General features: G+C 45.4%; 9 protein-coding genes. 4 read left to right on the top strand and 5 right to left on the bottom strand.

Annotation, left to right across the window (positions count from 1 at the left end; genetic code table 11):
- The first annotated feature begins 42 nt into the window (after nucleotides 1-42).
- From ACQW03_RS10010 to ACQW03_RS09995, 4 genes are all read left to right on the top strand, one after another.
- Entirely contained in the window at nucleotides 43-2010 is a 1968-nt protein-coding gene (locus ACQW03_RS10010; RefSeq protein WP_441949544.1) for a BglG family transcription antiterminator, read from the top strand.
- A gap of 183 nt (nucleotides 2011-2193) precedes the next feature.
- Entirely contained in the window at nucleotides 2194-3132 is a 939-nt protein-coding gene (locus ACQW03_RS10005; RefSeq protein ID WP_071639113.1) for a YwqG family protein, read from the top strand.
- Between the two features lie 247 nt (nucleotides 3133-3379).
- Nucleotides 3380-3898 (top strand): RNA polymerase sigma factor, encoded by a 519-nt coding sequence (locus ACQW03_RS10000; RefSeq protein ID WP_025718786.1) that lies wholly within the window; start codon nucleotides 3380-3382, stop codon nucleotides 3896-3898.
- Nucleotides 3882-5504 (top strand): DUF4179 domain-containing protein, encoded by a 1623-nt coding sequence (locus tag ACQW03_RS09995; RefSeq protein ID WP_441949541.1) that lies wholly within the window; start codon nucleotides 3882-3884, stop codon nucleotides 5502-5504. Before ACQW03_RS10000 ends, ACQW03_RS09995 begins: the two co-directional genes overlap by 17 nt.
- 132 nt (nucleotides 5505-5636) lie before the next feature.
- On the opposite strand, the gene ACQW03_RS09990 is transcribed toward ACQW03_RS09995, so the two are convergent.
- From ACQW03_RS09990 to ACQW03_RS09970, 5 genes are all read right to left on the bottom strand, one after another.
- Nucleotides 5637-8681 (bottom strand): glycoside hydrolase family 2 TIM barrel-domain containing protein, encoded by a 3045-nt coding sequence (locus ACQW03_RS09990; protein ID WP_071639115.1) that lies wholly within the window; start codon nucleotides 8679-8681, stop codon nucleotides 5637-5639.
- Between the two features lie 52 nt (nucleotides 8682-8733).
- Nucleotides 8734-9558 carry a carbohydrate ABC transporter permease gene (locus tag ACQW03_RS09985; protein ID WP_023986538.1) on the bottom strand — a complete coding sequence of 275 codons (825 nt, stop codon included), beginning with the start codon at nucleotides 9556-9558 and terminating at the stop codon, nucleotides 8734-8736.
- Nucleotides 9555-10451, bottom strand: a complete 897-nt coding sequence (locus ACQW03_RS09980; protein ID WP_013308301.1) for a carbohydrate ABC transporter permease — start codon at nucleotides 10449-10451, stop codon at nucleotides 9555-9557. Before ACQW03_RS09980 ends, ACQW03_RS09985 begins: the two co-directional genes overlap by 4 nt.
- A gap of 101 nt (nucleotides 10452-10552) precedes the next feature.
- A complete protein-coding gene (locus tag ACQW03_RS09975) occupies nucleotides 10553-11842 on the bottom strand; it encodes an ABC transporter substrate-binding protein (RefSeq protein WP_053324404.1) in 1290 nt (429 codons plus the stop codon).
- A 440-nt stretch (nucleotides 11843-12282) separates the two neighbouring features.
- On the bottom strand, nucleotides 12283-14097 hold the full coding sequence (locus ACQW03_RS09970; RefSeq protein ID WP_441949537.1) for a cache domain-containing sensor histidine kinase: 1815 nt from the start codon (nucleotides 14095-14097) through the stop codon (nucleotides 12283-12285).
- Between the last annotated feature and the right edge of the window lie 25 nt (nucleotides 14098-14122).

The raw sequence follows: 14122 nt of genomic DNA, 5'->3' as shown, positions 1-14122 counted from the left end.
GAAGTAAAATACGGTTTATCGGAAAGGAGGTCTTATATCTACATGATTTTTCCCTACAAACGCTTGAAAAAGCTGTACCAGCTCGTTAGTGGAAATGATCAAGGCTGGTCTTGGACCACCAAAGCGCTCGCTGAGCGGCTGGAGGTAACAGAGCGGACCATCCGCGATGATCTTAAGAAGCTGGACAGTATGCTGAATGAATATGGAGCATATCTGGAATCCAAGAGGGGTAGCGGCTATACGATTAGGGTTGATGATCGTGAGAAATACCATTTTTTTGCGGATGAAAGTCAGGAAGAAACAGAAGTAAGTCAGCGGCTACCGGGGGCTCCGGAAGAGCGCATACGGTATGAGCTGTTCAAGCTGCTGAATGCGAGGGAATACGTGAAGATGGAAGATCTCGCCGATGAGCTATATATTAGCCGGGGCACGATGAATAATGATTCTAAAATCATCCGTCGGATTCTGGAGGATTATAGCCTCACCCTGCGCACCAAGCCGGGACATGGTGTAAAGGTGATTGGGGAAGAAAAGAGTATTCGTTACTGCCTGGCTGAATATGCTGACGTCCGCGATGAAGAGGGACAACGCAGCGACATGCCCTTGGAACAACAACAGCTGTTTCAAGGATTGGATCTACCGCAGATCCGGACAATTATTCTAAAGCATTTGCGGAGCGTTGGGACCAAAATGGCTGATTTGGCGCTCAAAGATCTCATCACTCATTTGGCGGTCATGGTGCTGCGAGTGAAGGAAGGACATGGGTTAGAACGCTTTGAGGCGGTGGTGGGCAGTCAGCGGGATATTGAATTGGCTAGCGCCATGCTGAGGGAGATGGAAGAGGTCTTTGGCATCATCTGTCCAGAAGGAGAGTTCGATTATGTTCTGCTGCACGTCGTCAGCAAAAAGATGGCCGAAACCGAGTGGGAACGCCTCCAGTCTGACCGTCTCTTCTTGGCAGTGCGCGGGATGCTGACATTCGTCTACGAACGCTTTACCTATGACTTGCGTGACGACGAACGGTTGTCCAAGGATTTATTTGTACATTTGAAGCCAATGCTGACTCGGCTGGAGCATGGTATGAACATGCGTAATCCACTGCTTGGACATATTCGCAAGTATTATCCGCTTGCCTATGAAATCACAGTTGGTGCGGTAAAAGAACTACAAAAATCGTTTCCGTACGACATCAACGATAACGAAATCGGTTATTTGGCACTTCATATCGGGGCTGCATTGGAACGCAAATACAATATACCTCATCGGCGTCGTAAAACCGTGTTGCTGGTGTGCGGCTCCGGCTATGGAACTGCCCGGATTCTAGAATCCAGGCTGCGTTCGCTGTTCGCTGAGCTGGATGTATCCCGAGTGGTTTCACTTCGGGAATACGAGGAGATGTCCACCGTCGATGAGGACCTTGTCGTTTCGACCATTCACTTGCAGCAACGTAAGGATAAACCGTCCGCGGTGATTAGCCCGATTCCTTCGGAACGGGATATGGAGACAATGACGCGGATGGTACGGGCCAGCGATGAGGAACAGGAAACTTCACTGCTACGGTATTTTGACAAGGAATGGTTTATGACCCGATCCGATCAACCGAGCAAAGATACCCTAATTGAAGAAATGAGTGGTATTTTAAAGCAAAAAGGAGTGGTGACCGACAAGTTTCTGCCAGCAGTCAAAGAAAGAGAGAAGCTGGGCTCTACTGCACTGGATCGAGGGATGGCCATTCCCCATCCCTTGGAGCTAAGCTCTAACCGAACGGTCGTAAGCGTGTGCTTGCTGGAAAATCCGATTCCTTGGGATGCCAACCACGAGGTTCATGTGGTATTCCTGCTTTCAATCTGCAAAGAGGACTACGAGCAAGCTATGGGGATTTATGATTTGTTTGTAGAACTGATCCGCCAGGAAGAGACGCTGGAACGATTAAAGCATTGCCACTCCTTTGATGCCTTTATGCTAATCGCCCGACAGGTGCTTGCAGTCAAGAGCAATGATTACCATTGAGGAATGACCCTATTATCTACTCTCATATGAAACGAAAAAAGAGGCCCTAGGGGTCTCTTTTTAGCATGTATTTTCTTACATCTGCTAGAAAAATAGATTGTCAGGCTTTTATTTGGTAATCTGAGGTAAGGGTTTAAATGGTTGCAGGCTATTTTATTACTTCATGAAAAAGGGGCGAGCGAGATGCTACAACCACCATTAAAGGATGAACTGACTCGAATACTGGAAGGGCATTCACTAGATGAAGATTTAAAAGAAGAGATTCATCAGGAAGCTCAAGCTGCTATACAATTCCATGTGGAGCATGAGGAAAATTACGAACACATTGGAAATAGTCGGATCGCCGGTTATCCAGATCTGCCACCCACGATCGAGTGGCCGTGTGATTCAGACGGAGAATATTATACGTTTATTGCTCAAATCAATTTGGGTGAAATGCCTTTTTCCCCATACGAGGGGTTGCCTCATCAGGGTATACTTTACTTTTTTCTTGGGCTGGATGAGCCCGCCTATGATATTGACCATAAAATCTTTTACTATAACGGTGACAGCAGCGCTTTGAAGAAAACCTTGCCACCGACCGGGAAGGTTGAAGTATGTGCTGAGAACAGGGGTTTCACATCTTATGCAATTTCTTTTCAGCCGATTGTTACCCTTCGGTCGGAGGGTGAGCTAGGAGATGTTCTTGTAGATCAGTATGAAGAGCTGTATGAGCTTGTGTGTGAACAAAGTGACACGGTGTGGGGTCAGCATCAATCTTTTGCCGGGAACACCCTGCGGGATGCTTATCTACGCCGAAACGGGCTAGAGGGTCTTCTGTTTAACTGGCATAAGAGTGAGAGTCAGATTCATAAGGAAATCGAGCAAGCTATGCATAGGGGAAGTACGGATTATGCGGAGCATTTACGATCCGAAGTGCTGCCTCAGCTGCAAGAATATCAGACGAATCGGGAGAAGCACGATCAGGCTTCAGCGAATTGGCATGTTCTGCTCTCGGTATCCTCTTTGGACGAGGTTGGTATGTGCTGGTGGGACGCAGGGTATTTGGAATTTTTGATCGATCAAAGAGACTTGAAGAACCTTGATTTCTCGAACACATATGTCAATCTTGCTACGAGCTAGCCCGGTGCGGCAGACTCATGCTGATTTAGGGCAAATGATGGGGGTTAGCGCAGGGTGGTTTTTTGATTGATAAAAGCAGTGAATTGAGCATGTGGCACAGTAGGTTTGTTTTGCCCGAGTGTCGGGAATCGAACGATCAATAATAGGTGGTCCTATATAGGGCCGCCTTTTTTCGATGTAAATGAACGATTGTACTCCGTTATTAGTCTTAATAGATGAGAACACAACAAGGGAGGTGCACACGTATATGACTGATCGAGAGCTGTTTGAGCTATATAAGGAGCAGATATATTATTTTTGTTATTATTTGATGCAAAATCAAGCAGATGCAGAAGATGTTTGCCAGGAAGTGTTTGTCAAAGCACTTTTGGCCGACAGGTCCAAAGTACAAGATCTCAAATCATGGATTTTGCGAATTGCTTCTAATGAGTGCAGCAATGTGCTTAGAAGGCGGAAAACTGGACTGATGAAGGAAATACGAACTTTTTTATTGTCACGCCCTCATTCATTTAATCCGGTGGAAGAGAGCTTATATCATCAAGAAACTAAGACAGAGCTACAGAAGCTATATAACAAGCTTCCAGATAAAATTCGAATGGTCGTGGTCCTTCGTTATGTAAACGAATTGACTGTGCCGGAGATCTCTAGAGTTATAAATATACCCGAAGGAACAGCTAAATCTAGATTAAATCGGGGGCTTAAACTGCTAAAAAAAATGGTGATATCCCAAGTAAAGGAGATGAGTAGCAGTGAGTCGGTATTTTGAAAAAGAACAGAACATTCCTCAACCTGAATATGATGCAATGTGGGTAAATATAGAACAGGAAGCAACCAAACGAAAAGCAACTCTGCAACAGTCACAGGAAGCACCTATGCATAGAGCAAAAGTTGTTCCAGCGAGTATCGTATTCTCATGTTTTCTGCTCGTCGCCATCCCTGTATTCGCTAGTGTGACTATCAATTGGGATAGAATAGGCGGACGTAGTGTAACCAATGCGCTAAATAATGGTATTGGACAACGGTATGATCTAAAAGCATCCAATGCAGGCATTACGATGAATTTGAATGGTGTTGTAACGGATGGCGAAAAAATGAAAATGCTTATTTCTCTGGATCCAGGAATTGATCCAACCAGTTATATTGGGTTTGCTATAGAGAAAACTACGGTAACTAGCAATTCTGATACCAAGGAACAAGCACACGGATATTTAAATTACGATCCTAAAAGCCAGAAACTCCTTGGCATTTATGAAACTATTGATACTTTAAAGGAGCGTAAAAAAGATTACACACTTGAGGCTCAGAATCTAATTTTTTATCGTAATCAGGATATTCCTTTAAAGACGGATCATCAAGCCGGAGATACCCTCGTTACCGGGACCAAGCAGTATCCTAACATTTATATAGAATCCGTTCGACAAACCAACAACAAGACTGTTGTCCGCTTTAGAGTTGCTGCAGCTCCATCCGATTTAGGACGTGGGAACCCGCATTTGGTAATGAAAGTGGGCGACAAAGAGATAGACGCAATCCCAACCATTCTACCTAGCGACAGCTCAGACTTGCATATTGAGCAGGTATTCAACATGACTGCACAAGATTGGAAAAAGGCAAACCTTCATTTTTGTTATATTGGGGAAGCAAAACGAATTGAAGGTACTTGGAAGTTCGAATTTGAAGCGGATGGAAAAAAAGCAAGTGAAGCGATTTATTCCAAGAAGCTGCATAGCAGCGCTGAATTCCAAGAAAATACGGGCACTACCTTAGACCAACTGATTGTTACCCCCTTGGATATTGAAATTCTAGTAACAGAGCGTGATTCACTTAAAAAAGGAATTGTTCATTATAAAACAGCTCAGCTGGTTATAGGTGATAAAAAAATTAACGGAGGGTGGAATATTAAAGGAGCTGATCCTGAAAATTATCAACACTTATATCAATTTGAATCTCCAGAGTGGTATAAGGACTGGTCTGATGTTCCAATGAAACTTATATTGAAAGATGCTGTCATCGAGAAACGTGATACGTCCAAGAATTGGATTACTCTTCATAAACCCAAAGAAGAAAAACAGTTCGCTGAGCTTAATGCGGACGGTTATCAAATTGATTTCACATACTATACAGAGGGAAAAGATTTGATTGTCGAATCGAAATCCGGTTCCTCTGGCTTCAAAGGCGTCAACCAAACAACGATGCGAATTAACGGCAAAGAAGTAGTGCCTGAGATCATTGCGAAGGGTATGGTATCCACAGGAGTTAATGTTGACCGTTACAAAAACATTGAATTAGACGGAAAATTGGAACTAAATCCTGGCATCTACAAGTACAGCGATCCTGGACGTGATATTGAAGTTATATTGAAGTTATATTGAAATAGATATGGCCAGCGCTGTCTATTCTGCAGATACGTAAATACAAAAGCCCTTTCAGCTTTAGCTTCTCATGAGGGAAGCAGCGGAAGGGCTTTTGTTATATCTACTTGTCTATACAGTGAGCGTGCTTATTTATACTCGTTGCACGGTAAATTCGAATTCCAGCTTTTGATCGGCTGTAATTTGGTATTCTTCATGTACCGGAGCTCCCCAGCTATCGTCGCCGCCTACGCCCATTTGTTTACCGGCTATGGTGACAACGGTGTAATACACGTTTGGTAGCTCATACAGATGGTAGGCACTTTCCAGCTCAAACGCTGTATACGGCGAAATATTGCATTCCACAGGTGCGGTAGCTGGTGCAGTAATGCGAATACCGCGTTGAGAATCGTCGGTAATATCGACACGGCGCACGCCTGTGCGGTTGCCGGATTCCTGCGGTACGACATACCCGGATACGTTATCCGCAGCTTCGTTACGGAATACGCCTAGTCTCGCGCCAAAGGCACGGTCGATGTAATTCTCTTCCGGTCCCATCGCGTACCAGTCCAAATGGCGGTAGTCAGCCGGAACCTTGAACGAAAGGGCAAAGATCGGCAGGTTAGGCAGTCCTGAGACGCCTTCATAAGTTGATTTTACGTTCAGACTACCATCCGCCAAGACGGTGTAGGTTACCGTTACCTGTACGTCTGCATGGATGCTCAGCGTGTAGCGGAATGTAACGGTTACACGGTCTGTCTGCTCTTCCGTGACCTGAATGTCGACGCATTTACGTGTCAGACTTGCAGCGAACCAGCCACCGGCTTCAAAGCCCAGAGCAGTTCCCCGATCATTGTCTGTGGTCGCCCGCCAGAACAATGGGGCAGGAGGCATGGCAATCATCTCACGTCCGGCGTAGCGAAGTGAAGTCAGGCTGCCTGCTCCTTTGGAGAACATCATACTGAAATCTGCACCGTGAACGCCAATGTTAACATCACCATGCACCACTCGTAAGGCACCGCCCGTAGGGATCTTCAGCGGGTTTGGATCTTCCACGATGAAAATATGCTGTCCAAAGGCCACTTCGTGTCCAGCCTCAGCCCAGAGTGTGGATTCTTTCAGAACTAGAGCGGTGTGAATGACGTACTCACCGGGCTTTCCGTCCGTATTGGGGAACGTCAGTGGAATATACGCTTCGGTCTGAGCCGCCACATCTACATGAATGGCATTACGTGCGATTTCTTGGCCTTCATGCAATAGACTGTATACTAGCTCATAGTCGCCCGTTCCCTCGAACAGGTTTTCATTGCGAAGGGTTACACCGCTGCGATCCGGGGTGAGCTTCAGATTTTGATACAGGAATTTGACCTCCTGCATCTTCGGTGAAACCTTCCGGTCCGCATAGACAATTCCATCCGTACAGAAGCCATAGTCTGTGGCACGGTCGTCAAAGTCGCCGCCGATCGCGAGGTACTCACGTCCGTAGCGATCTTTTTTCATAACAGCCTGATCAATATAATCCCAAATAAAACCGCCCTGATACAGCTCGTATTTGTTCTCCAGCTCTGTATACTTGTGCATGCCGCCTACGGAATTACCCATCGCATGCATGTATTCGCAACTGATATACGGCTTTTGCGGATTGTCGTTCAGATATTGCTCGATATCTGCGGGTTTGGCGTACATCCGGCTCTCCATATCGCTGGTATCATCGTACGTACGGTTGTGAAACACGCCTTCGTAGTGCACCAAACGGCTCGGGTCAGTGGCACGGAAATAGTTGGCTACATTGCGCAGCACTTCACCTGCATACGACTCATTGCCGCAAGACCAAATCAGAATGGACGCATGGTTTTTGTCCCGTTCCAGCATGGAAATGGCGCGATCCATGACGATATCCTGCCACTCAGGCAAATTGGCGGGAATATTCCACGATGGCTCAACGGCGCCGAGTTTTTGCCAGGAACCGTGTGTTTCCAAGTTCATTTCATCAATTACATAGACCCCGTACTCATCGCATAGCTCATACCACAGAGTCTGATTTGGATAATGAGAGGTGCGAACAGCGTTCATATTGTTCTGCTTGAGCGTCCGGATATCCCACAGCATATCTTCACGGGAAATCGCACGTCCGGTGCGAGCATTAAATTCATGGCGGTTCACACCTTTAAAGACGATGCGTTTGCCGTTCAAATGCATGACCTTGTTTATCAACTCAAATTTACGGAAGCCCATTTTTTGTGGAATGACTTCCACGAGCGATCCACTGGCATCATAAATTTGAATGAACAACGTGTACAAATAAGGTTTCTCCGCGCTCCAGCGCTGCACTTGCTCCAAGGTTGCTGACAGCGAAGCTGTGCCATCAGTAAAGTCAGCTTTCAAAGAAGCTACAACATGGCCGGTAGCATCTTTCACATCGACAGTTGCATAGGCCGTTGCCGGCTTTTCCAAGGTCAATTTCAGCTCCAGAAGGCCCTGCGTGTAGGAAGCATCCAGATCCGCCTTGGCATTCAGGTCACGTACGTGAAGAGTAGGGATGGTATAGAGATATACGTCTCTGAAAATACCGGAAAAACGCCAAAAGTCCTGATCCTCCAGCCACGCCCCCGTACTTCTTTGATAGACCTCTACTGCCAGCTTGTTTTCGCCTGCTTGCAGGAACGGTGTCAGTTCAAAATCAGATGGTGTAAAGCTGTCCTCGCTGTAACCGACAAATTGTCCGTTCAGCCATACATAGAAAGCCGACTCGACGCCTTGGAAAGAAATGAACACAGGCTGCGCGCCCGAAGCCATATTTTCCGGCAAAACAAAGCTTTTGATATAGCTCCCGACCGGGTTGTGATCCTCCGGAATATGGGGTGGGCGAACGTCCGAATGTCCGTCCCATGGATACATCGTATTCACGTACTGCATTTGGCCAAAGCCTTGTGTCTGAATGTGACCCGGCACCTGAATATCGCTCCAGCCGCCATACTCAAAGCCAGGGGCATAGAACTCTACCGGACGGCTGGCTGGATTCATTGCATAGTTAAACTTCCAGCTCCCATTCAGGCTATGACGCCAAGCCATATCAGCTTGCTGCTCCGCTTCTTGAAGCGTAGCGTAATATTTGTGATCGGAATAGGCGGGCAGCCGATGTACAGCAAATTTGGTTACGTCGGTCAGCCAGTCCAGACTAGGGGTATGGGTGGTCAAGGCGAACACTCCTTATTTTTAAAATGAAATGAAGAACGTACACAGAAATCTGTTATTTTACCGAACCAACCATGCCCGCTACAAAGTGTTTCTGCATCAGGAAGAATACCAGTGCAGTTGGCAGTGTGGACAGGACAATGGCGATCATGATGACACCGTAATCCGGTGCATAGCTGGAGCCAAGGTTCGAGATCAACAGCGGAATCGTTTGATTCTCCGGCGTTTGCAGCACAATCAGAGGCCAGAGGTAGTTGTTCCAGCTGGACATGAATGTGATGATTGCGGCAGCGGCATAGGTTGTTTTCATCGTAGGCATATACACCCGGAAGAACAGACCCAGCTCGGATAATCCATCCATACGACCTGCTTCCAGTAGATCCTTTGGAAACATCTTGGTGCTTTGACGGAAAAAGAAGATCAGGAACGCCGTAGTTACGGTCGGAATGACGACAGAAGAGAGTGTATCAATACCGATCCACGGTATGACATTAGAAATACTGCCGAACATCCGGTAGAGCGGGATCATGATCGCCGCAAACGGAATCATCATAGACATCAGCAGGATATTGAAGACAACGTCTTTCGCTTTACTTCTGTAAATTTCAAAGCCATAACCGGCCAGTGATGCGATTAGCATAGCCAGCAGCGTAGTTGAGATGGAGACTTTTGCAGAGTTACTTAGTGCGGTAACGATGTCTACTTTTTCAAGCAAATTGTGCATGTTATCCATCAAATGGGAGCCAGGCAGAAGCTTGCCTTTGGTCACATCGACCGACAGGTTCGTGGAGCTGGATAGCATCCAGAGGAACGGGAAAATCGAAACGAACGACACAAGGATCAGAAAGGCGTACGTAAATGCTCTTTTTGTTTTCATCATTTTTTCTCACCTGCCACTTTGAACTGGATAATCGACAAGATAATGATCATAATGACGATGGAATAAGATACGGTCGCCGCATAACCAAAGTCGGATGAATATTTGAAGGACAGATTGTAAATATATTGCGAAATTGAAGATGTCGCGTTCCCTGGCCCACCCTTGGTAATATTCATAATTTCATCGAAGAGTTGGAGTGTACCAATCGTTGATGTAATCGAAGTGAACAGGATAATCGGCTTAAGCAGTGGAACCGTAATGCTGAAAAACTGTCGGATCGGAGAAGCTCCGTCAATACGGGCCGCTTCGTAGATGGAACTGTCAATGTTCTGAAGACCGGACAGGTAAAAGATCATATTATAACCAGTCCAGCGCCATGTGATCGCGATAATAATCGTAACCTTGGCCCAGAAAGGATCTGTAATCCATTGGATGGGCGTGCCAATCACGTGCAGATTCAGCAATAAGGAGTTTACCAGACCATCGGACGAGAACAAGTACTTGAAGACAACCGAATAGGCTACAAGGGATGTGATACACGGCAAGAAGATAGCTGTGCGGAAAAAGCCCTTGAATTTCAGGTTTTTATCATTCAACAATACCGAAATGAACAGAGCCAGAATGACCATCAAAGGTACCTGGAAAATTAAATAGATAAACGTATTCTTCACGGCCGTTATAAACATTTTATCGGTGAAGAGTCGCTTGTAATTATCAATGCCGTTAAAGCTCAGATTAGACCCTGTACCTGTCTTAAAGGACAAGATAAGCGCCTGAATCATCGGATAGAAATAAAAAGCGGCGATCATGATCACTGCGATGGATATGAACAACCATCCTGTCATACCTGCTTTGAGACGTGTTGTAGTTATTTTGGGCGCGGCTGTCTTCATACCATGTCAACTCCCTGTGCAGCAATAAAACCTTGAACTCGCAAGCCCAAGGTTTTAAGTGCTTATCGTTTTATTGTTTAGCCTTGGCTAGATGGACTGTCTTATTTAAGCTGTGCTTCCGCCTGTCCTTGAGCATCTTTCAGAACTGCGTCTACATCTTTTCCGTTCAGATAGTTTTGAATTTCAACGGTCATGATATCCTCAATGGCATACGTGTGCAGGCCATAATTAACTTTTGGAACTTGCTTAGTCCATTCTGCAAATTTCTTGTATACTTTGTCGCCTCCGAAGTACGGATCTTCCACGTCATAAGCTTTACCGCTGGAAGCTGCGTTCAATGAACCGACAATTCCAATTTTGCTCAGCATATCTTGATACAGTTCTTGATCTGTTCCGAATGTCTCTTTCAGGAAATCAGCAGCGGTATCTTGACCGTCCGAGTTAAGGACATACCAGGAGCTGCCGCCGAGGCTGGAAGCATTCACGGATTCAGGAATATTTTTCAGCTTAGGGAAAGGAACAACGGCCCATTTACCTGATTGCGAAGCTTCAGCTTTGATCGAAGGTGTAATCCAGTTACCTGTAGGTACGGAAGCAACTGCACCACTGTTGAATGCGGCCAGGAACTGACTCCAGTCGGCATTCATTTTAACGATGTTAGCGTCGAACAAGGATTTGTACGTCAAGAGCGCTTCTTTCAGAGCTGGATTACCAGCCAGGTTTGGTGTTTTACCGTCTTCTTTCAGGTACCATGAACCTGCAGTTTGGATCATACCACGGATCAGACCGAGGTCATTCGGATCTTGAGTCAGCATTTCTTTGCCTGTTTTTTGTTTTACGGCTTTACCAATTTCAATAAATTTGTCCCAATCAATATTAGTCAGGTCTGCTACTTTGTAGCCGGCTTGTTCCAGATAGTCCGTTCTTACATACAGTCCCATAACACCGGAGTCGAATGGAACACCATACTGTTTGCCGTTGTAGCTAGTCGGTCCGATTTTATAATCAGCGAAGTCGGATGCTTTGATCGTGCTGCTCATATCATGGAAAGAATCGGGATAGGCTTGCAGGAAGTTCTGTGCCCGATAATCCTCGATCAGAACCACATTCGGCAATCCTTTGGTAGATCCGGAGTTAAGGCCGGCATTCATTTTTTGTACAATATCGTTTTGAGCATATTCAACAATGTTTACGGTTACATCTGGATGTTTGGCAACGTAGCGATCTTTTGCCAGCTTCAGGGCTGCGATATTAAAGTTCGGGTCCCAAGCCCAGACGGTGATTTCTTTTTTGCCTGAATCTGTGGTAGTAGCTGCTTTCTCGGAATTGCTGGAGCATGCGGATAGCAAGATCAAGCTTGCAATCAGCAGAAGGAAAGTCATTTTTTTCATTTTGTTCAACCCCTACTCTTTTTTTATATGTTGCTTGCTAGTTCTAAACCTCTTAAATGAAAGCGGTTACCTTATTTATAAATCTAGTGTACCATCCATACTTTGTCGGCGTTAGGAATATCTTTATAAGGATTGGTCTTATTATTATGATTTATCAAAAAAGGTACCGCTTACATTTGTATTTTATTTTGGTTTAGGTATTTTTTTTAGGTGAGTTTGAAATTAGATGGTGTGTTACTACGCATGTGGATGGTGCTTCCCATCGCCCCCGCCCCCGGATTTCTTGAAAGAAGTCTTTCTTAAAGTAGAGATCCGGGGAGGTGATGCTTCCGAAGCTAGCTTTCCTACGGAAAGCTTTTAAAGCGACCGCTTCGCTTGTACAGCACCATACCACCCACTCCGTTTTACATGTGCATTTTTTAAGTTCAGTATATATAGATTTATTTAGTGGAGTCGTTCGATTTCAAAATCAATGGCAGGGTCATTCTTACTTTGGTGCCCTCGCCTTTTTTACTGGAGATGGTCACGCCATATTCTTCTCCATATAAAAGGGTGATGCGGTTGTGCACATTCTGGATGCCGATGCCTGTGAACAGTTGGCGCTTACTCTTGGGATTCGGGAGTCCGTCTTGCGCCGTATGCCCGTCTAAATCCATACCGTCTCCATCATCGACCACCTCACAGATCAATGTATCCTCCGTTTTGGACACCAATATATAGATGTGCCCTACATTTTTTTCATTAAACGCATGGAAGAAAGAGTTTTCAATAAAAGGCTGAATGATGAGCTTGGGCACATGGTACTCCAGACAATCGGGTGATACAAAATAATTCACTTGTACCCGCTGCCCGTAGCGCACATGGTTAATGAACACATAATTTTGCATGTTGGCCATTTCCTGCTCAATAGTGATCGTTTCACTCACATTGCTGATTGTATTTTGCAGTAAGGAAATGAGTGCATTGATCGTCTCGGCGGCTGTTTCCTTATTTCCTTTGAGCACCAGCATTTTGATCGAAGCCAGTGTATTGTACAGAAAATGCGGATTGATCTGCCGTTGTAGTGCAGCAAGCTCTGCGTTCCGTTGACCCTTTTGTGTCTCTAAAAGCTTACGGATATAGTCATTTAGTTCATCCAGCATGTAGTTGTAAGCATGACTTAATTGTCTAACCTCATAGCTGCCCGTTACCGGGATATAATTATCAAAATTTTTCTCGCGTATGGTCGACATTTGCTTCACAAGTCGAGTCAGGGAACGAATCAGTCGACGGGATATGAGGAAAACGATCACCAAAGCAATCAGTACGATGGCAATGCAGATCCATACAACGGATTTAACGTCAATAATTTGCCCAATCGCGGCTTGTCTGTCGATCATGTTCACCAGATAAAAATCAAATGAAGGGATATAGTTGGAAAGGAGGATACTTTCCTTATTCATCACATCTGCATTAATGTAGTTAAGTCCCTGTTCATTGATTTTTGTGGCATAGCCTAGCAGCTCACTGGAGCGTTGTCCGATCAGGTCCTGACGGTTGCTCGATACAATCAGTCCCGACTTGTCCAAGATAAGTACATCATTGCCGTTGCTCGTGAAACTGTTGTAAAAACGGCGTAATTCAGGTTCCCGAATGGCGATGTAGATCATGCCGTACAGGGTGCCGCTGGTCCGCTCCATAAATGGTTTGGAGGCGATAATATAGGGTGTTGGCTTTTGCGCGGTATTATTCATTTGTTGCTGAAATAATTCAATATCCAATTGATACATAAGCTGTGCGGGTCGTGCTACACTTCGGGCTGTAATAGCATTGCTTTTAAGTTCTTCCGCAGTTACAGGCCAATAGGACGAGTCGGAGTAAAAGCTCCGGCCGTTCAGACCTGTTACAGCGACACCGACATCATAGGCATCGACGTTCGATTTAATTTGCTTCATTTGCTGTGCCATTCCGAAGTAAGTCCTTGCCGAGTTAATCGAGTCAGATTGACCGCCAGTCAGATAGTTCTTGACCGTTCCATTTTCCGAAGCATGGGTTACGGCATTCACGATAGAATCATTGAAGGATTCAAAGCTGGATTGAATCTGGCTGAGTACCTTGGCATTTGTAATACTGAATGTCTCAGCAAAAAGTCGTTCAGACATCCGAATCGTCACCAAAGAGGTCAGCAAGGACACCGCAGTGATGCTGACCACCATAACAATAAAGATTTTGAAGAACAGACCTTGATATTTGATCTTATGGATATACCTTTTCATAATCAATCTCTTTTCTGCTGGCAGA

The sequence above is a fragment of the Paenibacillus sp. DRB1-1 genome, assembly GCF_052119485.1.
Lineage (GTDB): Bacteria > Bacillota > Bacilli > Paenibacillales > Paenibacillaceae > Paenibacillus > Paenibacillus polymyxa_B.
This window is presented reverse-complemented; position numbering and strand designations above follow the sequence as displayed.